General features: G+C 54.8%; 20 protein-coding genes. 10 read left to right on the top strand and 10 right to left on the bottom strand.

The window, feature by feature from the left end; genetic code table 11:
• The first annotated feature begins 44 nt into the window (after window positions 1-44).
• From ACIPL2_RS05170 to ACIPL2_RS05160, 3 genes are all read left to right on the top strand, one after another.
• On the top strand, window positions 45-1295 hold the full coding sequence (locus ACIPL2_RS05170; RefSeq protein ID WP_401353627.1) for a lipoprotein-releasing ABC transporter permease subunit: 1251 nt from the start codon (window positions 45-47) through the stop codon (window positions 1293-1295).
• 7 nt (window positions 1296-1302) lie between these two features.
• Window positions 1303-1986 (top strand): lipoprotein-releasing ABC transporter ATP-binding protein LolD, encoded by a 684-nt coding sequence (gene lolD / locus ACIPL2_RS05165; RefSeq protein WP_401353625.1) that lies wholly within the window; start codon window positions 1303-1305, stop codon window positions 1984-1986.
• 66 nt (window positions 1987-2052) lie between these two features.
• A complete protein-coding gene (locus tag ACIPL2_RS05160; protein ID WP_401353623.1) occupies window positions 2053-3297 on the top strand; it encodes a lipoprotein-releasing ABC transporter permease subunit in 1245 nt (414 codons plus the stop codon).
• 108 nt (window positions 3298-3405) lie between these two features.
• Here ACIPL2_RS05160 and ACIPL2_RS05155 read toward each other — a convergent pair whose 3' ends face one another.
• Together ACIPL2_RS05155 and ACIPL2_RS05150 are read right to left on the bottom strand one after the other, a co-directional pair.
• Window positions 3406-4755: a heavy metal sensor histidine kinase gene (locus tag ACIPL2_RS05155; protein ID WP_401353621.1), complete on the bottom strand. Its 1350-nt coding sequence runs from the start codon at window positions 4753-4755 to the stop codon at window positions 3406-3408.
• Window positions 4755-5435: a heavy metal response regulator transcription factor gene (locus ACIPL2_RS05150; RefSeq protein ID WP_401353619.1), complete on the bottom strand. Its 681-nt coding sequence runs from the start codon at window positions 5433-5435 to the stop codon at window positions 4755-4757. The genes ACIPL2_RS05155 and ACIPL2_RS05150 overlap by 1 nt, the downstream gene beginning before the upstream one ends.
• Window positions 5436-5590: 155 nt before the next feature.
• Here ACIPL2_RS05150 and ACIPL2_RS05145 point away from each other — a divergent pair, with 155 nt between their 5' ends.
• A complete protein-coding gene (locus tag ACIPL2_RS05145) occupies window positions 5591-6115 on the top strand; it encodes a plastocyanin/azurin family copper-binding protein (RefSeq protein ID WP_401353617.1) in 525 nt (174 codons plus the stop codon).
• Between the two features lie 61 nt (window positions 6116-6176).
• Window positions 6177-7007 carry an NADPH-dependent 7-cyano-7-deazaguanine reductase QueF gene (gene queF / locus ACIPL2_RS05140; protein ID WP_401353615.1) on the top strand — a complete coding sequence of 277 codons (831 nt, stop codon included), beginning with the start codon at window positions 6177-6179 and terminating at the stop codon, window positions 7005-7007.
• Between the two features lie 165 nt (window positions 7008-7172).
• On the opposite strand, the gene ACIPL2_RS05135 is transcribed toward queF, so the two are convergent.
• Both ACIPL2_RS05135 and ACIPL2_RS05130 read right to left on the bottom strand, forming a co-directional pair.
• A complete protein-coding gene (locus tag ACIPL2_RS05135) occupies window positions 7173-7436 on the bottom strand; it encodes a DUF4404 family protein (RefSeq protein WP_401353613.1) in 264 nt (87 codons plus the stop codon).
• A gap of 109 nt (window positions 7437-7545) precedes the next feature.
• On the bottom strand, window positions 7546-8166 hold the full coding sequence (locus ACIPL2_RS05130) for an HAD family phosphatase (RefSeq protein WP_401353611.1): 621 nt from the start codon (window positions 8164-8166) through the stop codon (window positions 7546-7548).
• A gap of 199 nt (window positions 8167-8365) precedes the next feature.
• On the opposite strand from ACIPL2_RS05130, the gene ACIPL2_RS05125 reads away from it, so the two are divergent.
• The 3 genes from ACIPL2_RS05125 to rssC all read left to right on the top strand — a co-directional run bounded on the left by ACIPL2_RS05125 (window position 8366) and on the right by rssC (window position 11068).
• A complete protein-coding gene (locus tag ACIPL2_RS05125) occupies window positions 8366-9055 on the top strand; it encodes a VacJ family lipoprotein (RefSeq protein ID WP_401353609.1) in 690 nt (229 codons plus the stop codon).
• A gap of 349 nt (window positions 9056-9404) precedes the next feature.
• A complete protein-coding gene (rssB, locus tag ACIPL2_RS05120; protein WP_401353607.1) occupies window positions 9405-10586 on the top strand; it encodes a two-component system response regulator RssB in 1182 nt (393 codons plus the stop codon).
• On the top strand, window positions 10586-11068 hold the full coding sequence (gene rssC / locus ACIPL2_RS05115; protein WP_007935262.1) for an anti-sigma factor antagonist RssC: 483 nt from the start codon (window positions 10586-10588) through the stop codon (window positions 11066-11068). Before rssB ends, rssC begins: the two co-directional genes overlap by 1 nt.
• A 225-nt stretch (window positions 11069-11293) precedes the next feature.
• Here the strand turns inward: rssC and tal are convergent, their stop codons facing one another.
• Entirely contained in the window at window positions 11294-12220 is a 927-nt protein-coding gene (gene tal, locus ACIPL2_RS05110) for a transaldolase (protein WP_401353605.1), read from the bottom strand.
• Window positions 12221-12681: 461 nt separating this feature from the next.
• On the opposite strand from tal, the gene ACIPL2_RS05105 reads away from it, so the two are divergent.
• A complete protein-coding gene (locus ACIPL2_RS05105) occupies window positions 12682-13050 on the top strand; it encodes a hypothetical protein (RefSeq protein WP_401353603.1) in 369 nt (122 codons plus the stop codon).
• Window positions 13051-13166: 116 nt separating this feature from the next.
• Window positions 13167-13751, top strand: coding sequence for a hypothetical protein (locus ACIPL2_RS05100; protein WP_401353601.1), 585 nt, complete (start codon window positions 13167-13169; stop codon window positions 13749-13751).
• Window positions 13752-13772: 21 nt separating this feature from the next.
• On the opposite strand, the gene ACIPL2_RS05095 is transcribed toward ACIPL2_RS05100, so the two are convergent.
• The 5 genes from ACIPL2_RS05095 to ACIPL2_RS05075 all read right to left on the bottom strand — a co-directional run bounded on the left by ACIPL2_RS05095 (window position 13773) and on the right by ACIPL2_RS05075 (window position 19440).
• A complete protein-coding gene (locus ACIPL2_RS05095; protein WP_401353599.1) occupies window positions 13773-14243 on the bottom strand; it encodes a hypothetical protein in 471 nt (156 codons plus the stop codon).
• 69 nt (window positions 14244-14312) lie between these two features.
• The gene (galU, locus tag ACIPL2_RS05090) at window positions 14313-15146 is read right to left on the bottom strand and encodes a UTP--glucose-1-phosphate uridylyltransferase GalU (RefSeq protein WP_401353597.1); all 834 of its coding nucleotides are present in this window, start codon (window positions 15144-15146) and stop codon (window positions 14313-14315) included.
• 252 nt (window positions 15147-15398) lie between these two features.
• A complete protein-coding gene (locus tag ACIPL2_RS05085) occupies window positions 15399-16652 on the bottom strand; it encodes a DUF1501 domain-containing protein (RefSeq protein WP_401353595.1) in 1254 nt (417 codons plus the stop codon).
• A 19-nt stretch (window positions 16653-16671) separates the two neighbouring features.
• Window positions 16672-18156 (bottom strand): DUF1800 domain-containing protein, encoded by a 1485-nt coding sequence (locus tag ACIPL2_RS05080; protein ID WP_401353593.1) that lies wholly within the window; start codon window positions 18154-18156, stop codon window positions 16672-16674.
• A 147-nt stretch (window positions 18157-18303) separates the two neighbouring features.
• Window positions 18304-19440: a glycosyltransferase family 4 protein gene (locus ACIPL2_RS05075; protein WP_401353591.1), complete on the bottom strand. Its 1137-nt coding sequence runs from the start codon at window positions 19438-19440 to the stop codon at window positions 18304-18306.
• Between the last annotated feature and the right edge of the window lie 23 nt (window positions 19441-19463).

Genomic DNA, 19463 nt, shown 5'->3' with positions numbered 1-19463 from the left:
CCCCGCCACAAGGACGTTCCTATTCCCTCCGAACAAGCCCCGACATGTTCAGACCTCTCTTCGTATTTATTGGCACGCGTTATACCCGTGCAAAGCGTCGCAATCATTTTGTGTCATTCATTTCCCTGACCTCGATGATCGGACTCGCCCTTGGCGTGGTCGTGATGATCGTGGTGTTGTCGGTCATGAACGGCTTCGATCATGAGATGCGCACCCGCGTGCTGGGCATGGTGCCCCACGCGACCATCGAGTCCGGTGAGCCGATCAGCGACTGGCAAAGCCTGGCCGCCAAGGTCAAGCAGCACCCGCAGGTGACGGCCGTTGCGCCGTTCACCCAGATGCAGGGTTTGCTGACCAACAACGGTAAGGTCTCCAAAGTCCTGCTCAATGCCATCGACCCTGCGCTGGAGCGCAACGTCTCGATCATTGACAAGTTCATGCTGCAGGGCAAACTCGACGACCTGGCGCCGGGCAGTTTCGGCATCGTCATCGGCGACAAGGCGGCGGCCAAGCTCGGCGCTGCGGTCGGCGACAAGCTGACCTTCGTGGCGCCGGAAGTCACCGTGACCCCGGCCGGGATGTTCCCGCGCATGAAACGCTTTACCGTGGTCGGCATCTTCCATGTCGGCGCCGGTGAGATCGATGGTTACCTGGGCGTCACCAACCTGCAGGATCTGGCGAAGCTGCATCGCTGGAAACCCGATCAGGTGCAGGGCATCCGGCTGAAGTTCGACGACCTGTTCCAGGCGCCGCGCGTGGCATGGACCATTGCCCAGGAACTCGGCGAAGATCATTTCTACGCGCGCGACTGGACCCGCACCCACGGCAATCTGTATCAGGCGATCCGCATGGAAAAAGCCATGATCGGTTTGCTGTTGCTGCTGATTGTTGCCGTCGCTGCGTTCAACATCATTTCCACGCTGGTGATGGTGGTGAACGACAAGAAGGGCGACATCGCGATTCTGCGTACCCTTGGCGCCACGCCGGGTTCGATCATGGCGATCTTCATGGTGCAGGGCACGGTCATTGGTGTGGTCGGTACGCTGATCGGCGCGGTGGTCGGGATCTTTGCCGCGCTGAACGTCAGCGCCGCGATCTCGGCCCTCGAAGGCCTGATCGGGCACAAGTTCTTGAACGCCGACGTGTATTTCATCGATTACCTGCCGTCGCAAGTGCAGAGCCAGGACGTGTTGATGGTCTGCGCCGCCGCGTTGGTCCTGAGTTTCCTCGCCACCCTGTACCCAGCCTGGCGTGCCGCGCGCACCCAGCCTGCGGAGGCGCTACGTTATGAGTGAGTTGGGCATGAGTGATAAAGCAATCTTGAGCTGCCGCAACCTGGGCAAATCCTACGAGGAAGGCCCGGAGTCGGTAGAGGTTCTGGCCGGTCTGCAACTGGAGCTGCACCCGGGGGAGCGCGTGGCGATCGTTGGTACCTCGGGTTCGGGCAAAAGTACCTTGCTCAACCTGCTGGGCGGACTCGATACGCCAACCAAGGGCAGCGTCTGGCTCGACGGCGAAGAACTGTCGGCGCTGAGCGAGAAGAATCGTGGGCTGCTGCGTAACCGTTTCCTCGGGTTCGTGTACCAGTTCCACCATTTGCTGCCGGAATTCACCGCGCTGGAAAACGTCTGCATGCCGCTGCTGATCGGCAAGACTGCGATCCCGGAAGCACGTCAGCGTGCGACGGCGTTGCTGGAGCGGGTAGGGCTGGGCCATCGCCTGCAGCACAAACCCTCGGAACTGTCCGGTGGCGAACGTCAACGTGTGGCCATCGCCCGCGCACTGGTGAACAAGCCAGGCCTGGTGATGCTCGACGAACCGACCGGCAACCTCGACTCCCACACCGCCCAGGGCATTCAGGATTTGATGCTGGAACTCAGCGTCTCGATGCGCACGGCGTTCCTGGTGGTGACTCACGACATGAACCTGGCTCGCCAGATGGATCGCGTCCTGCATTTGCAGGAAGGTTGCCTGACGCCCATCTGATTGGTCGAAACCCGGCGCGGCTGAACAGTCCGTCGGGTCTTTTATTTTTATACGGTGCCCCAGCGAATGTTCAGACCGTTATCGATCTTTATCGGCACGCGCTATACCCGCGCCAAGCGCCGCAATCGCTTTGTTTCCTTCATCTCGATGACCTCGATGATCGGCCTCGCCCTGGGCGTGCTGGCGATGATCGTGGTGCTGTCGGTGATGAACGGCTTTCAGCGCGAAATGAGCTCGCGCATCCTCGGCATGGTGCCTCACGCGACCATCGTCGGCGTGAACCCCATCAGTGATTGGCAACCGGTGGCCGCGGCCGCGATGAAAAATCCGCAAGTCACGGCGGCGGTGCCGTTCACCGAGATGGAAGGCATGCTGTCCTACAAAGGCACGATGCAGCCGATCCAGGTCAGCGGCGTCGATCCGGCGCTGGAAGGCAAGGTCTCGATCGTTGCCAAGCACATCGTCCAGGGGCGTCTCGATGCCTTGAAACCCGGGGAGTTCGGCGTGGTGGTCGGCGAGATCACGGCCCGACGCTTTCGCTTGAACGTCGGCGACAAAATCACCCTGATCGTGCCGGAAGTCAGCAATGCGCCGGGCGGTATTACCCCGCGCATGCAGCGGCTGAACGTGGTGGGCGTGTTCAAGGTCGGCGCTGAGCTGGACGGCTCCATGGCACTGATCCACGTTGCCGACGCCGCGCAGATGCAACATTGGGAGCCGAATCAGGTGCAGAGCGTGCGCCTGGCGGTGAAGGATCTGTACGCCGCGCCGCAAGTCTCGAGCGATATTGCTGGTGGGTTGGGCACTGCCTACAGGGCTGACGACTGGACCCACACCCAGGGCAGTCTGTTCAGCGCGATGAAAATGGAAAAAACCATGATCGGCCTGCTGTTGCTGATGATCGTCGCCGTGGCGGCGTTCAATATCATCGCCACCTTGATCATGGTGGTGAACGATAAGGGCGCGGACATCGCGATCTTGCGCACCATCGGCGCCACGCCGGGGCAGATCATGGCGATCTTCATGGTGCAGGGCACGGTGATCGGGATTGTCGGTACTTTGATCGGTGGCGTGCTCGGCGTGATTGCGGCACTGAATGTCAGTGAACTGGTGGGCTGGATGGAGCGGGTCAGCGGGCAGCACATCTTCAGTTCCGACGTGTATTTCGTCAGCAATTTGCCGTCTGAATTGCAGGGCGGGGATGTGTTGTTGATCTGCTCGGCGGGGTTTGTATTGAGCTTCCTCGCCACCGTTTACCCGGCTTGGCGTGCGGCGAAGATCGAGCCGGCTCACGCGTTGCGGTATTCGTAAGCCAATAGACCGCTTTCGCGAGCAAGCCCGCTCCCACATTTGATCCGTGTCGTACACAAATCAAATGTGGGAGCGGGCTTGCTCGCGAAGGGGCCGGTACGACTGGCCTCAATCCCCCTTTGGCAACTCAATTACAAACCGCGTCCACCCCGCATCCGATTCACAACGAATCTGCCCACCATGGGCGCGGATGATCGACTGGGTGATCGCCAACCCCAACCCCGCATGCTCACTGCTACCTTCATGACGCGCCGGATCCGCCCGGTAGAAGCGATCAAACAGTCGTGGTAGCAACGCCTCGTCAATTGGGTTTCCACTGTTCTCAACCAATAGACTCAACCCTTTGGGCTGATCAACGATCCGCACCCGAACCGCCCCATCCGCCGGTGTAAACCGCAACGCGTTATCCAGCAAATTCGAAAGCGCCCGCCGCAACATGCTGCGATCGCCCTCAATGCGCGCATGCCCGTCGCGGCTGAGCGTCACTTGAGCGTCCTCGGCCAACGGCGCAAAAAACTCCAGCAGCACATCCACTTCTTCCGCCAGCTCCAGCGGTTCGCGTTTAGGCATCAACAAACCATGGTCAGCCTTGGCCAGGTACAACATGTCGTTGACCAGTTGCGCCATCCATTGCAGTTCTTCGAGGTTGCTGTGCAGCGCTTCGCGGTAATCCTCGATGGGCCGTGGGCGGGTGAGGGTGACTTGGGTGTGGGTCAGCAGGTTCGACAGCGGCGTGCGCAGTTCATGGGCGATGTCGGCGGAGAAGGCCGAGAGCCGTTGAAAAGAGTCGTCGAGGCGTCCGAGCATGGCGTTGAAGTGATGGGCCATTTCCGCGAGTTCTGGCGGCATGTGCTCTTCAGGCAGGCGTGCGTTGAGCGATTGCGCCGAAACACCGCGAGCGACCGCACTCATGCGCCGCAACGGCCGCAAGCCACTGCGCGCCGCCCAGGCACCGAGCAGCGCCGTGGCCAGGGCTGACAAGCCGACCGTCAGCCAGATCAGGTGTTGCATGCGTTGCAGGAAATGCTGGTGATGGGTGATGTCCAGCAGCAACGTCAGGTGCGGTGAATCCGCTTTATCGGCAAACAACGGCGCATTCAGGACCCGGTAGTCGGTGCCGTTGTCATTGATGGTCGACAGGCCCGGTTTATGCGGGAGCTTATCGGGCAGGCGCGCCGAACTGTCGTACCAGCGCTTGCCGTCGCTGCCGCTGATGCGCAGCGACAGATCAGCCTGTCGGCTCAATTCATCGGCCAGTTTCACTTCGCTTTCACTCGTTTGAATGTCATGAAGCGCCCGGCGCAACCCGATCAACTTGCCGTCCAGCAACTGCTGATCGAGTTCAACGAAGTGCGCTTCACTGGCGCGACTGAACAACACCCCGGCGAACAGCGAAACCACCGCGGTGCACGCGGCGAACAGCAGCGCCAGACGATTGCTCAGCGAAAGTCGACGCATCAGGCCGGACGCTCTTCAAGGACGTAACCCATGCCGCGCACGGTATGAATCAACTTATTGGGGAATTCATCGTCGATCTTCAGGCGCAGGCGACGGATCGCCACTTCGATGACGTTGGTGTCGCTGTCGAAATTCATGTCCCAGACCTGCGATGCAATCAGCGACTTCGGCAACACTTCGCCCTGGCGGCGCAGGAGCATTTCCAGCAGGGCGAATTCCTTGGCGGTCAGGTCGATGCGTTGACCGCTGCGCTCGACCCGGCGACGGATCAGGTCCAGACGCAGGTCGGCCAGTTGCAGGCTGGTTTCCTGAGGCGTGGCGCTGCCGCGGCGCAACAGGCTGCGCACCCGGGCCAGCAGTTCGGAGAAGGCAAAGGGCTTGACCAGATAATCGTCGGCACCCAGTTCGAGGCCGTGAACCTTGTCCTCCACGGCGTCGCGCGCGGTCAGAAACAGGACCGGCGTATCGAGGCCCGCCCCGCGCACCGCTTGCAGAATCTGCCAGCCATCACGGCCGGGCAGCATCACGTCGAGAATCAACAAGGCGTAATCACCGCTCAACGCCAGTTGCTGACCGGTGATGCCGTCGGCCACCAATTCGGTGTTGAAGCCAGCCTCGGCCAGGCCCTGGCGCAGGTAATGGCCGGTTTTCGGTTGGTCTTCGACGATCAGCAGTTTCATGGGCAACTCGTGGCAAATGGAACGAACGCTTTATACCGTGGGCAGCGTGCGTACAGGCCAACCTGACAAAGTTGTAATCTGGCTGTCAGGTTGCAGGCAGTGGCAGCAGTTTAGAGTTTTCCACAGGCTGAACCTTATCTTGTTGGAGTACGACTATGTTTTTGCGCAAATCTTTGGTCTTGGCCGCGTGTGTGTTGGCGCTGAGCTCGCCGGTGTGGGCAGCGCCGGCGCATACCTATGATTTCGGTCAACCGGCGCCGGCCGCCAAAGCGACCCGCAGCGTTGAAGTGGTGATGGGCGATATGTCGTTCACGCCCAAGGCGATCGATATCAAGGCCGGTGAGACGGTTCGTTTTGTGCTGGTGAATAAAGGCCAGCTGCTGCACGAATTCAACCTCGGTGATGCGGCGATGCATGCAAAGCATCAGCAGGAAATGCTGAAGATGCAGCAAAGTGGCATGCTCACGCCTACAGGCATGAAGGAAATGGACCACGGCGCCATGGCCGGTATGGACCATGGAACGATGAAACACGACGACCCGAATAGCGTGCTGGTTGAGCCGGGCAAAACCGCCGAGCTGACCTGGACTTTCACCAAAGCCACCAACCTGGAATTTGCCTGCAACATTCCCGGTCATTATCAGGCCGGCATGGTCGGCAAACTGACAGTCAGTCAGTAAGCACTCAAAGGCGGGAGCAAAGGCTGGTAGAATCCGCTGATTCTTCAGTCAGGTTTCCGCCATGCATCCCGCAGCCGAACACTCGCCGCTGGGCAAGTCCAGCGAATACATCGCCACGTACACGCCATCCTTGCTGTTCCCGATCCCGCGCACCGCGAAATGGGCCGAGCTGGGCCTGACGGCGGACACCCTGCCGTACAAGGGCGTGGATTTCTGGAACTGCTTCGAGCTGTCGTGGCTGTTGCCGTCGGGCAAGCCGGTGGTGGCCATCGGTGAATTCAGCATCCCGGCGGATTCACCGAATATCATCGAATCGAAGTCGTTCAAGCTGTACCTCAATTCGCTGAACCAGACACCGTTTGCCGACACCGCCAGCCTTGAAGCAACGCTAGCGAAAGACTTGTCGGCCGCTGCGGGCAAGCCGGTCGGCGTGCGGATCCGCAGCCTGAAAGAGGTTGAGGCCGAAGGCGTCGTGGCATTGCCGGGCGTGTGCATCGATGACCTGGACATCAGCGTCAGCAACTATGAGCATCCGCGTCCGGAACTGCTGCGTTGCGATGAATCGCGCGTTGTCGAAGAGAGCGTGCACAGTCATTTGCTCAAATCCAACTGCCCGGTGACCAGCCAGCCGGACTGGGGCAGTGTGGCGGTGGAATACCGTGGTGCGGCGCTGGATCACGCGAGTTTGCTGGAATACATCGTGAGTTTCCGTCAGCACTCGGACTTCCATGAACAGTGCGTCGAGCGGATCTTTCTCGACCTGCAGCGCTTGTTGAAGCCAGAGAAATTGACGGTGTATGCACGGTATGTGCGGCGCGGTGGGTTGGACATCAACCCGTATCGCAGTACTGAAGCAGTGCAACTGCCAAACCACCGCCTGGTCCGCCAATAAAGCTTTTATGTAGGAGCTAGCCTGCTAGCGATGGTGTGTCAGTTGGCTTGGTGTCGACTGACACTCCATCGCGAGCAGGCTCGCTCCCACAAGGGATTGCATTTCAAATTGCAGATGTTAAAAAGCCCCGCTATCAATAGCGGGGCTTTTTTGTATCCGGCGGGATCAGATACCCATGTTGGCCAGTGCTTGCACGATGTTGCGCAAGGTGCCAGCAAGGGTCGGGTGTTCGATTTCGAAGCGTTCTACGGCCAGGTTCACGTTGTCGGCGAGGCTGGAATCCTGGGTTTTGGTTTCCAGCTCAAGCTCAAGTTCGATCTGTTGCATCAGCGCGTGCAGGTCTTCGCGCTCGGCTTCCGTCAGTGGTGGATTCTGTTCCAATTGCTCGCGCAGAGTATTGAGCTGTTCTTGCAGTTCGCGGGCAGGCATGGCGTTCTTCCTTTTATCGATAGGCACTGGCATAGACCGCAGCAGCGCGCCAAAGGTCTATGGCTGACCTTTAGATTAATCCACTCGCGCCTAACGTGCATGATCTCGATCAGGGCTTTTCGCCCTTGAGCCGGCGCAGGCTGATGTCGGCCAGGCAGGTGTCGAGCTCGCCGAGGTGGTCGATCACCGAATGCACGCCCAGGCCGAACAACTGCACCGTCGCCTTGCCGCGTTTGAGCTCGCGTTCCTGTTGCGTCAGCGCCTGCCATTCGTTGGGCGCCAGCCCGCACAGCGAGCCGCAGGACGCCAAGCCAATCGTCCACAACCCGGCATTCAGCCCCGCTTGCAGCAGTCGTGGTTCGCCGCTGACCAGCACGCAGCCGTCCAGACGTTCGACATTCAACGTCATCAGGGCTTTCCAGCAGGCATCCGGTGCTGGCCATGGTTTGATTGTTTCGGAGTGTTGCGAAGGCTTGATCCAATCCGGCAGGGCAGCGGCCAGGGAATGGCTGAGGGCAGGGGGCAATTCATCCAGCCACACGCAGGGAATTTGCTGATTCTGCAGGCTGTGCAAGCTCTCTAAAGCACCCAGCGTCACCTCGGCGTGTTCCGCCGCGTGACTGGCGTGCGGGCGCGTGCGGGCGCCGAAATCCACCAGGCAGCCACTGAGGCCGAACAGCACGGCGGTCAGACTGGGTGCTGCGAGGGGCAAGGTTTCGGCGTGCGGCATATCAACGTCCCTGAAATAGCGTCGAGGCTAAGGCGCGCCGGTGACAGTTGAGTGACATGGATGTGAATCGCTCACAGTCATCACCCATCCTCTGAGAACGGGCGCGTACGATGCTGCCTAAAGCGGCCTTTCCGTCTTATACTAGCCAGCTTAACGCTTGGGCCAATGGCCCGCGCCAGTACAATCCAAGGAGTTTTCTATGCGCTGGAGCAATCATCTAGCTCAGCTTTGTGTATGCGCCAGTGCGCTGCTGGTCCCGTTTGCTGCCCAGGCAGCCTCGGAAGACGATCCTTGGGAAAGCATCAACCGTCCGATCTACACCTTCAACGACGTCCTCGACACGTATGCGCTCAAGCCATTGGCCCAGGGCTATCAATACGTGACGCCGCAGTTTGTCGAAGATGGCATTCACAACTTCTTCAAGAACATCGGCGATGTGCGCAACCTGGCCAACGACGTGCTGCAAGCCAAACCGGCGGCAGCGGGTGTCGATACCGCACGACTGATCTTCAACACCACCTTCGGCGTGCTGGGCTTCATCGATGTCGGCACGAAAATGGGCCTTCAACGCAATGACGAAGACTTCGGCCAGACCCTTGGCTATTGGGGCGTCGGCAGCGGTCCGTACGTCATGCTGCCGTTCTTCGGTCCAAGCACCTTGCGTGATGCGCCTTCCAAGTTCGTTGACTCCTACACCAGCCCTTATCGCTACGTCGACGATGTTGCGGTGCGCAACTCGTTCTTCGCGCTGGATGTGACCGACGCCCGCGCCAACCTGCTGTCGTCCGAGAAGCTGATCACCGGCGACAAGTACATCTTCATCCGCAACGCGTACTTGCAGAACCGTGAATTCAAAGTCAAAGACGGCCAGGTCGAAGACGATTTTTGATCTCGACCGGTAGATGCGAAGAAGGCGGCCCGATGGCCGCCTTCTTTCGTTTGTTTGGCGAGGCCGGTTTGACTGATCCACACCTTCCATTAAGTTACGGTTTTGCGTGTTCTTATAACTCCTGGTGATTTGAAAGGGTAAGACGTCAAGCGACCATCGGCGTGAGCTTGAAACGCCCCGCGGATGGGAGTACCGTCTGCGCCTTAGAAGGGCACCTCTGGTGTACCTGTGTGTAGGGCAAATGCTCGAAAACAGTGCGACAGAGAGGCTAGAAAGCGAATCCAGTAGTGTGAGCCGGGCCAAAACCCCTGCCTGCTACGCCAACCTAATTCTGGCGCCGTTTGCCCACATGCCAAAAACCAGTGCCACGCTGCTGATAATCGATGATGACGAAGTAGTGCGCGCGAGCCTCGCCGCCTATTTGGAAGACAGTGGTTTCAGCGTCTTGCAGGCCAGCAATGGCCAGCAGGGACTTCAGGTATTCGAGCAAGACAAGCCCGACTTGGTCATCTGCGATCTGCGCATGCCGCAGATGGGCGGACTCGAACTCATCCGTCAGGTCACCGAGCTGTCGCCGCAAACCCCGGTGATCGTGGTTTCGGGCGCCGGCGTGATGAACGACGCGGTCGAGGCCCTGCGCCTGGGCGCAGCGGACTACCTGATCAAGCCTCTCGAAGATCTGGCTGTGCTCGAGCACTCTGTGCGCCGGGCCCTGGATCGTGCGCGCCTGCTGCTGGAAAACCAGCGCTACCGCGAGAAGCTGGAAAAGGCCAACCGCGAGCTCGCCGCCAGCCTGAACCTGCTCCAGGAAGACCAGAACGCCGGTCGCCAGGTGCAGATGAACATGCTGCCGGTCAGTCCCTGGACCATCGACGAGTTCCAGTTTGCTCACCAGATCATCCCGTCGCTGTACCTGTCGGGTGATTTCGTCGACTACTTTCGGGTCGACGAGCGTCGGGTAGCTTTCTACCTGGCGGACGTTTCCGGTCACGGCGCCTCTTCAGCCTTCGTGACCGTGCTGCTGAAGTTCATGACCACGCGCTTGCTGTTTGAATCCAAGCGCAGCGGCACATTGCCGGAATTCAAGCCTTCAGAGGTGCTTGGTCATATCAACCGAGGCCTGATCAGTTGTAAGCTGGGTAAACACGTCACAATGGTCGGTGGAGTCATCGACGAGGAGACAGGTTTGTTGACCTATAGCATCGGTGGTCATTTACCGTTGCCTGTGTTGTACACGCCAGACAGTGTTCGTTATCTGGAAGGGCGTGGCCTGCCGGTGGGCCTCTTCAATGAAGCCACCTACGAAGACCACGTGCTGGAGCTGCCGCAGACGTTCAGCCTGACGCTGATGTCTGATGGCATTCTGGACCTTTTGCCAGAACCTACACTCAAAGAAAAAGAAGCGGCGTTGCCCCAACGGGTCAAGGCTGCGGGCGGCACCCTGGATGGGCTGCGGCAGGTTTTTGGATTGGCCACGCTAGGGGAGATGCCGGATGATATCGCCCTGTTGGTGTTGAGCAGGAATCTTTGATGAGTACCGGTAGAATCCAGTTCGCCGAGCAGGACGGCACCTTCGTCCTGAAGTTCGTCGGTGAAGTTCGCCTGACCCTGTGTTCGGCGTTGGATGCGACTATTGAGCGGATCTTCACGGCGTTGAACTTCAACGCGATCGTGATCGACCTGACCGAAACCCGCAGCATCGACAGCACCACCCTTGGCCTCTTGGCCAAACTGTCGATCCTGTCGCGGCAGAAGGTCGGCCTGCTGCCGACCGTCGTCACCACCCACGAAGACATCACCCGTCTTTTGCAGTCCATGGGCTTCGAGCAAGTGTTCAACATCGTTGACCGCCCGATCCCGTGCCCTGAGTGCCTGACTGATCTGCCAGACCAGGACCAGTCCGAAGAAGTGGTGCGGATCAAAGTGCTCGAAGCGCACAAGATTCTCATGGGCCTGAACGATTCCAATCGTGAAGCGTTCCACGACCTGGTGAATGCGCTGGAGCGGCATTGATCCCCTGATGTGATGTAGGCCTTACTGGCCCCTTCGCGAGCAAGCTCGGCTCCTACAGGTTTCATTTCATTTGCACACAATCCCTGTAGGAGCGAGGCTTGCCCGCGAAGGCGTCCGCAAAATCGCCTCACCAACCGCGCGAAGCCACCCCAATCCCACCACCCAGCAAACACAAAAAAGGGCGAACCCGTGAAGGTTCGCCCTTTTTGCGTTTGCTCCGGTGGATCAGAGCTTGGCTTGCAGCAATGCCTCAAGTTTTTCCTGGTCGCGAGCGAACTGACGAATACCCTCAGCCAGCTTCTCGGTCGCCATCGCGTCCTCGTTGGACAACCAACGGAACTGCGCTTCATTCAAGCTCAAGCGCGCTTCACCGGCATGGCCCGGAGCCAACTTACGCTCCAGCTTGCCAGTATCCGCCGCCAGCTTATCGATCAGGTCCGGGCTGATGGTCAGACGGTCGCAACCGGCCAACTGCTCGATCTGATTCAAGTTACGGAAGCTCGCACCCATCACTACGGTTTTGTAGTCATTGGCCTTGTAGTAGTTGTAGATGCGCGTCACCGACTGCACGCCCGGATCATCCGCGCCGGTGTAGTCGTTGCCATTGGCTTTCTTGTACCAGTCGTAGATACGGCCCACGAACGGCGAAATCAGGAAAACCCCGGCGTCAGCGCAAGCGGCTGCCTGTGCGAAGGAGAACAGCAAGGTCAGGTTGGTCTGGATGCCTTCCTTCTCCAGCGTCTCGGCAGCGCGGATGCCTTCCCAGGTGGAAGCGATCTTGATCAGCACGCGATCACGGCCAATACCAGCCTTGTCGTACAGCTCGATCAGGCGGTGCGCACGCTTCAATACGGCATCCGTGTCGAACGACAGGCGTGCATCCACCTCGGTAGAAATACGGCCAGGAATCACTTTCAGGATTTCTTGCCCGACCGTCACGCCAAAACGGTCGCTGGCCAAGCCAACATCGCCCTTGCAGTCGTTGACGCAAGCGTTCAACAACTCGGCATAACCGGGAATGGCTGCCGCTTTGAGCAGCAGGGAAGGGTTGGTCGTAGCGTCCACGGGTTTAACGCGAGCGATTGCTTCGAAGTCGCCGGTGTCGGCAACCACAGTGGTCATTTGCTTGAGTTGTTCCAGCTTGGAAGTCATGGGCGTGCTCTGTCCTATGGGTCTGTTGACATTACCCGAGCGCTGACAGCCACTCAAGGGTACATGCGTGTATCAATGCCCCCAGCGGCAACAACCTGAGAACAGGCGTTTGAAAGGTGGGGCGCGGTATCGATAAATAGGATGCCAAGCGGGCGCACAGGTTCAACTCATCTGACGGTTAGCGACCTGCCAGCGGATTGCCTGGCTTCTTAATCCTCTTTTAATACTCACTTTCTTGTGACTTTTGAATTTTATAGAGTTTGTTTACGCCTTGAATCGTTGTTATAAAAAGTCCACTAAGTTAGCGAGTAGTTAATCTAATTGTTAGCAACAGGAATGTTATCTGGTAAGCGGGTGGTCGTTAGAATACGTCCATTACCGAAAACGAATAAAGTGTAATGTGATAATAGCAAGTATCTGCTTGATAGAAATGACTTCACACCGTGAAGAGGTATATGTTTTTGGATGCGTTTGATGATCTGATGCTCGGCTACGCGCTAAAAAAGTTGACCGACGTGTTTGAAGAAATCGTCGAGATTTCAAAAAGCACTTCTTCGGATAAGGCAACGGGCGTACTGAATTTCAGGCAAACCAAAATGGCAAAAAAGCTGCCTATCTGGCTGGGGCGCCTGAGGGTCAACACCCCTTATCAAGTGACGCATGTCCTGATCGATCAAATGCACGTCTCTCGAAAACTCAACCGCGACCAACGCTTCGCGGCACAAGTCGCCTTGCTCGAAGCGCTGGTCGAGGACGGACTGGCCATGCACATCGCCAGTTATTCGGTGGTCGTCGTAGAGAATCGCCTGAAGTGCTTCTTGGATCGATGAACCTGGTATCTACTGTGCACGCGCCCAGTGTTCATGACACTGGAAAACCGCAAGCAGCGTGAGGAAGTAGATTGGATTCAAGACTGTACATCACTCAATACGCCGGAATCACCGTCATGCTGCCTGCGGCCATCGTCGTCGCCGGTTGGTTATGGTGCACGGCCTCGAAAAAACTCGCGCTGTTATGGCTAGTCGTACTGTCCGTAGCCTATTTCGTCGTGGGGCTCAGCAAAGTGCTGTTCAAGGGCTGGGGAATCGGCCTGGAAAGCCTGGACATCGCGGTCATCAGCGGCCACGCAATGAATGCCTGCCTGGTCTCGACCGTTGTCCTGAGTTTGCTGTTGCGCCAGATCGATCATCGGCTTCGATGGCTGGCACTGGGTGCGGGGCTGCTGTCGACCTGGTGGTTCAGCGTCGAGTATGTCGGGCAGACTATTCACCCTGTGGCGGAAGCCATTGCCGGGGCGGTCGTTGGATCTGCCGCGGCGTGTGTGTTTCTTTTGAGGTTGGAGAAAAAGGATGTCCGCAAAATTCCGCTGCCGGCCCTGGGGATAGGGCTGGCGGTCATCCTGTTGAGTACCAGCATTCCGAAGTATACGGCTGAGGGGGTTTTGAATTCTCTGGCAGTGACTCTGTCTGGGGCGGAGAAGGCTTTTATGAAGCCTTATTGGCGTACTTCGGGGGCGACGGCACCGTTGTAGAGTGTTGGCGGGAGGACGGCCCTAAGACTCACTACTGCTTTTCTCATCAATCCGAGCCAATAGCTCTGCGGTCTTCAACTGCATGAGTGCAACATCGCCACGACTCTCAACGTTCAGCAGGATTTCGGTTTCGGCTTCAGAGAGATGGAGTTTGAAGCGCCATTCAGCGAACGTCAGGCTTAGTCCGTCCTCATCGTCCTCATCGTCTGTGTCCAGTGCCTTGCTGGCGTACAGAAACCGAAGATACTCCAGGACGGCAGCTGGATTACGCACTGCACAGCGAATTTCCCCGGAGGAGGGAAACAGTCCGATGCGTTCGACCAACAACCTTGGTTGGGGGACGGAAGAGGGGAGTGGTGTTTGGTATGTCCGCAACCAGGCCATCAATCCACTGTCACTCTCGGTGAACTTTCGCCCCAAAAGCATATTGCCAGGTGCAAAAGGGTCCAGCGATTTATAGACAGTGTCGATCGGTGATCTGGAAGCGTTCATAGTGGTCTGCCTTGTAAAAGGTGTATGGCCGCTGTAAAACGCGGCACCCAAGAGCTAGAAAAATACCGTTTACAGACCTTTCTTATACAAGTTCTCATAACAGAAGTTAGTGGCGTCGATGTAGCCTTCTGCGCCGCCGCAGTCAAAGCGGTGACCTTTGAATTTGTAAGCCAGAACACAGCCAGTTTGTGCCTGCTTCATCAACGCATCGGTGATCTGGATTTCGCCGCCCTTGCCGGGTTCGGTATCAGCAATCAAATCAAAGATATCGGCCGTCAGAATATAACGACCAATAATCGCCAGATTGGACGGTGCGTCTTCCGGCTTAGGCTTTTCAACCATGCTGTTGACCCGATAAATGCCTTCGCGAATCTGCTCGCCAGCGATGATCCCGTACTTGTGTGTTTGATCGTTTGGCACTTCCTGAATGGCCACGATCGAACAACGGAATTGCTTATAGAGTGCAATCATCTGAGACAGCACACCGTCGCCTTCCAGGTTCAAACAGAGGTCGTCCGCCAGCACCACCGCAAACGGCTCGTCACCAATCAACGGGCGACCAGAGAGAATGGCATGCCCAAGCCCCTTCATCTCCACCTGGCGGGTGTAAGAAAACGTGCAGGTCTCCATCAACTCGCGAGTGCCCGACAGGAACTTCTCCTTTTCGCTACCGCGAATCTGGTGTTCCAGTTCGTAGCTGATGTCGAAGTGATCCTCTAAAGCCCGCTTGCCACGACCGGTAACGATCGCCATGTGCTGAAGACCTGCGTCCCGAGCTTCCTCTACGCCGTACTGGATCAGCGGTTTATTCACAACCGGCAGCATTTCCTTAGGCATGGCTTTTGTGGCGGGCAGAAAGCGAGTGCCGTAGCCGGCTGCGGGGAATAGGCATTTACGGATCATGTAGGGGTCCTGTTATATATGCGATATAGATTTAACTAAAAAATAACAACCATACTCACTTAGTTGCTATTAATAAAACTGTGCAACAGATAACATAATATATCCAGATGCGCACCGGAAGAGTTACAAATGTTAGGTTTTGTCCGGTAGATTAAATAGCGTTAATTTTTCTGTTTTAAGCATCTTAATAGTCGCACGTTTGCCTTTCCCGTTTTTGGTCGAACTGGCGGGTTGGCGGGGTGTTACAAACTGCTACCGCTTGACCAGCCCCATCAACGAGTTAGCCGAGACGTTAGGTAGGTTTGGAAAAATAGTAGAAAGTTGATTGTCTGACAGATTTAATCCTTTTTGACATATGTGTGAGAGCACATGTCTAAAGTCAGTTGTAATGGCAACATCCCTTTGTTGATACAGTACATCATCTGATAGGCCGGGCCATTCACCGTAAATTTTCTCCCCTCCCACATTGCCTCCAAGGACCATCATTACGTTTCCATGACCATGATCTGTACCGCCAGTGCTGTTTTCTTTAGCAGTTCTGCCGAACTCTGACATTACGACTATTGTAGTGGATTGCCAGTGGCGCCCAATGAGCTTAGGCAATAGCGAAAGGCCGTTGCTCAGTTGAGCAAGATTGGTCGCAAGTACCCCCTTCACTCCACCTTGGTCAACATGAGTATCCCATCCGCTTAGCTGCATAAAAGCAAACTGCAAGTCAGGTTGAGTATTGATCAAGGAACTCAGTAAATTAATATCTCGGGAAAAAAGCGTAGGAGGTGCGGCGCCGTTGTTTGCCATCAGCGCCTCCTTATCCAACTCAGGAGCCTTGATGGATTTAATAATCTCTTCGCGAAATCTCAAGCCTTGGCTGTAATCATGATGTAACGAGTTGTTGTTCGAATAGAGAGACGCCAACGAACTTTGAAAGTCCTTTCTATCTACCGGCAAGCGATGCCCGTAATTTTCCTGAGAATTTATGCTCGCTATAGGCTTTTTCCCCAAAAAAATCTGAGGGACAGTCGCTCCGAAACTAACGGCGGTCATCTCATCCAAATCAGTACTGTTTTCTACAGCAAGCCTATTCATCCAGCCATCGATTGAACGATCAGCATCTGGAATTCCGCACTCCATATTGAACTGCGCTGAAAAGTGCGAACGAGTTTCGCTTGGGCACCCCGAAGCAGGAATAAAGGCGAGCTGGCCTGACTGCCAGAGAGGAAGTAGCGATGAAAGTGCTGGATGAAGCCCAAAGTGGCTATTTAACTTGTGCATTCCACCTTCATTGCCTGGTAACGCAATCGCCGTCTTTTCACGCAATCGATAGTAGTTTTTTTCGGTGTAAGGTATCAGTACGCTTAATCCATCTACAGCCCCGCGTAGCATGACGACGACCAATCGTGCTTGTGCACCTGGCGAATTGGATGAAAGTGTTGAAGCAAGGGACGAATTGAAAAGATTATAGGTCCCGATCGCACCAAAAATCTTAAGAAAAGTTCTGCGATTCATCATGCACTCCTCAGATTTGTTATCGGTACATAAAATCTGGGCTGCTGAGAATCAAAGCTGAATGAACAGATTTTGGAGCCCGCTTGATAACTTCTATCGTACTCGGCGATAACCCTGAGCCAATAGTTGAAAGCATATCTTGGTCACTGGGATGAGGATTGCCACCTTCCGAATTTCGCCCCCAGAGTGACATCCATCCAGCGGCCAATTTGTAGGAAAAATTAGCCCGGTTCAACAAAACCTCTGGAGACAGCCAAGCGCTTTCAATATTTTTATATCCGTCCGGTGCTGGCCATGCAAAAAGCCCATTTCCGGACTGTTTTACCCACGTCTGCAATAGCCTGGAATCTTGGATGGGAGGAAGTCCTGCAGCCCTCACGCTGGAAATCATATAGTAAAACGGTGTCTTGAACTTCGTCTTGTGGTTTTTTGGCCACCAGAACTCATCGCTCTCAAAAATTGTGATAAGGAGTTCTTTTATATTGCCGTCGCTTTCTATATATCGTTTGGTTACCTTGTTTACCAGCGACTGAGGCGGTGTATCATTAACAAAAAACTCAACAAGACTATGTGCAATATGCTGTGCAGTTTTTGGGCTATTAGCAAGGTTTAATAGAGCTTGTTCGCCTTCGTTGTATCCGCCGCCTGATGGAAATGAAACACCCAAAAACGATTTTTCATTCGGGTCGTGAGATTTTTCATCAAATAGAAAATTACCAGCATTGGGGGCATTAGGGTCGGAGACGTAGGTCCAACCAGACAACAATCTCGCCAATGCCTTGATGTCCGATTGACTATACCCACCAACCCCGAGAGTATGGAGTTCCATTACCTCTCTTGCATAGTTCTCATTGATGCTTTTTGTGCCATTGGGCGTGTATCTGTTTCGCCAGTTATCCAAATAGTAGAGCATCGCCATTTCCTTGGCGTTTGCAAGAAGTAACTCCTTGAATTTTCCAAGCGCATAAGGCCGAATGGCATTGTTTTCGTAAGCACCAAGAATGGCACCGTTAGTGGGGGTCTTGCTTTCCCAGATATTGAAGTGGTTGTACCAAAAATCTACCATCACTTCTTGAAGTTGCGCGGGACTATAAAGTGCCCTAAGTATTCTTGCCTCTCGAGCCTGATTTACAAAATTCGTTCTATCTTGGATGAAATTCTTGCGTGCGGCGGTATCAGACTCAACTGCTTTAAAAGATTGTGAGCTGAATTGTTTGTATGTTGTTGTTTGGTCTTGATTTATTGCGTCAATTCCGGAAAGGCGTTTTTTTAACCATTCGGGGTTTTTTATGCTCTCGGGGTGTAATTGTTGAGAGATATATTGTTGTATTCCAATGGCAGAGACAGTTCGGATGTCGTCTGGAGAAGGCCCATAGCCCAGTCTTTCTAACACATGAACTATTTTCTGATTCGATGACAAGCCTGGGTCCGCATTAGATGCATAAGCTGAATGCAGAGATACAAAGAAAGTAGCGGTTATTGCGAGTCTTGATAGTGATTTCATTTATTTGGCGGTCCCGTAAATGATATAGGCGATCGCAAGAAACTCTTTCAAGGATTAAAGGGGTATGAATACGGATGACTACTAAGGGTAATGGGTTTCTTTTTGGGGGTTCTAGCCTTGATGTGTGCAACTAATAAAATCTAAGATTTACACCTGTTCTGTTATAGGTGTGGTTGTAGATGTTGGTTGCGCTATTTTATGATTTACAAAATTTCTTAAGTCATTACGAAAATTCTGACTTGAAAACTTTTCCGCGTTCGCTCTGATTAGCGTGGGGGAAAAAATGAAGGACTTCTCAAATCGCTCAACAGCCTGTTGAATTGCTTCTACAGTCTGGGTAGGAAAGAAGATACCTGTCTCACCATCAATTACAGTTTCGAGTGCTCCACCTTTGGAAAAGGCAATTACCGGCGTGCCGCACGCTTGAGCTTCTACTGGAATAATCCCGAAATCTTCTTCCGCAGCAAAAACGAAAGCTCGAGCGCGCTGCATATGGTCACGTAATACAGAAAATTCCTGATAACCCAATATTTCAATATTTGGAGCAGGGTTCTCCTTGATTTTATTGAATTGTGGACCATCGCCTATGACGACGAGTTTTCGCTCCGGCATATTTTTGAAGGCCTCCACTATCAGATCGATTTTTTTGTAAGGAACTAAACGCGATGCGGTCAGATAGAAATCTTCCTTTTTTTCGGTCATCGTAAAGTTTTCAATTGCTACGGATGGATGAATGACTGTTGATTTTCGACGATAGATCTTCCAGATTCTTCTGGAGATGAAGTCGCTATTGCATATAAAGTGATCCACCCCATTTGAGGTGCGATGATCCCATAGGCGGATGCGATGTAACAAAGAACGTGTCAACCAGCTTTTTATGCCGGTGCTCAATCCGCCATCTCTTAGGTACTGAGCTTGCATATCCCACGCATAACGTATTGGAGAATGGCAGTAACAGATATGCAGTTGATCAGGTCCTGTGAGCACACCTTTAGCGACCGCGTGGCTACTACTGATAATAAGGTTGTAAGAAGAGAGATCAAATTGCTCGATCGCAAGAGGCATTAACGGCAGATACGACCGATAGTTTTTCTTGGCGAAAGGTAATTTCTGAATAAATGATGTCTTCGTTTTTTTGTTGAATATTTCGGTCCGTTGTTCTGGGGTCAGAAAATCCACCACGGTGAAGACGTCCGCTTCTGGATAAATGGACAGTATCTCTCTTAAAACTTTTTCCGCGCCACCCAACGTTACCAACCAGTCATGAATAATGGCTACTTTCATGTGTAGATCTCTTTGTTGAAGTT

This window comes from Pseudomonas sp. NPDC086251, assembly GCF_044746405.1.
In the GTDB taxonomy this organism is placed as follows: Bacteria; Pseudomonadota; Gammaproteobacteria; order Pseudomonadales; family Pseudomonadaceae; genus Aquipseudomonas.
Note: the sequence above shows the minus strand (reverse complement) of the source record. Positions and strands in the feature narration are given on the sequence as shown.

Excerpts from the sequence above, each read along its gene's own strand:
- ACIPL2_RS05095 (WP_401353599.1), bottom strand. The coding sequence starts at position 14,243 with ATGAACGCTTCCAGATCACCGATCGACACTGTCTATAAATCGCTGGAC.
- ACIPL2_RS05155 (WP_401353621.1), bottom strand. The coding sequence starts at position 4,755 with ATGCGTCGACTTTCGCTGAGCAATCGTCTGGCGCTGCTGTTCGCCGCG.
- ACIPL2_RS05150 (WP_401353619.1), bottom strand. The coding sequence starts at position 5,435 with ATGAAACTGCTGATCGTCGAAGACCAACCGAAAACCGGCCATTACCTG.
- ACIPL2_RS05145 (WP_401353617.1), top strand. The coding sequence starts at position 5,591 with ATGTTTTTGCGCAAATCTTTGGTCTTGGCCGCGTGTGTGTTGGCGCTG.
- tal (WP_401353605.1), bottom strand. The coding sequence starts at position 12,220 with ATGACTTCCAAGCTGGAACAACTCAAGCAAATGACCACTGTGGTTGCC.
- rssC (WP_007935262.1), top strand. The coding sequence starts at position 10,586 with ATGAGTACCGGTAGAATCCAGTTCGCCGAGCAGGACGGCACCTTCGTC.
- ACIPL2_RS05130 (WP_401353611.1), bottom strand. The coding sequence starts at position 8,166 with ATGCCGCACGCCGAAACCTTGCCCCTCGCAGCACCCAGTCTGACCGCC.
- queF (WP_401353615.1), top strand. The coding sequence starts at position 6,177 with ATGCATCCCGCAGCCGAACACTCGCCGCTGGGCAAGTCCAGCGAATAC.
- ACIPL2_RS05125 (WP_401353609.1), top strand. The coding sequence starts at position 8,366 with ATGCGCTGGAGCAATCATCTAGCTCAGCTTTGTGTATGCGCCAGTGCG.
- lolD (WP_401353625.1), top strand. The coding sequence starts at position 1,303 with ATGAGTGATAAAGCAATCTTGAGCTGCCGCAACCTGGGCAAATCCTAC.
- ACIPL2_RS05100 (WP_401353601.1), top strand. The coding sequence starts at position 13,167 with ATGCTGCCTGCGGCCATCGTCGTCGCCGGTTGGTTATGGTGCACGGCC.
- ACIPL2_RS05085 (WP_401353595.1), bottom strand. The coding sequence starts at position 16,652 with ATGAATCGCAGAACTTTTCTTAAGATTTTTGGTGCGATCGGGACCTAT.
- ACIPL2_RS05075 (WP_401353591.1), bottom strand. The coding sequence starts at position 19,440 with ATGAAAGTAGCCATTATTCATGACTGGTTGGTAACGTTGGGTGGCGCG.
- rssB (WP_401353607.1), top strand. The coding sequence starts at position 9,405 with ATGCCAAAAACCAGTGCCACGCTGCTGATAATCGATGATGACGAAGTA.
- ACIPL2_RS05080 (WP_401353593.1), bottom strand. The coding sequence starts at position 18,156 with ATGAAATCACTATCAAGACTCGCAATAACCGCTACTTTCTTTGTATCT.
- ACIPL2_RS05135 (WP_401353613.1), bottom strand. The coding sequence starts at position 7,436 with ATGCCTGCCCGCGAACTGCAAGAACAGCTCAATACTCTGCGCGAGCAA.
- ACIPL2_RS05170 (WP_401353627.1), top strand. The coding sequence starts at position 45 with ATGTTCAGACCTCTCTTCGTATTTATTGGCACGCGTTATACCCGTGCA.
- ACIPL2_RS05160 (WP_401353623.1), top strand. The coding sequence starts at position 2,053 with ATGTTCAGACCGTTATCGATCTTTATCGGCACGCGCTATACCCGCGCC.
- galU (WP_401353597.1), bottom strand. The coding sequence starts at position 15,146 with ATGATCCGTAAATGCCTATTCCCCGCAGCCGGCTACGGCACTCGCTTT.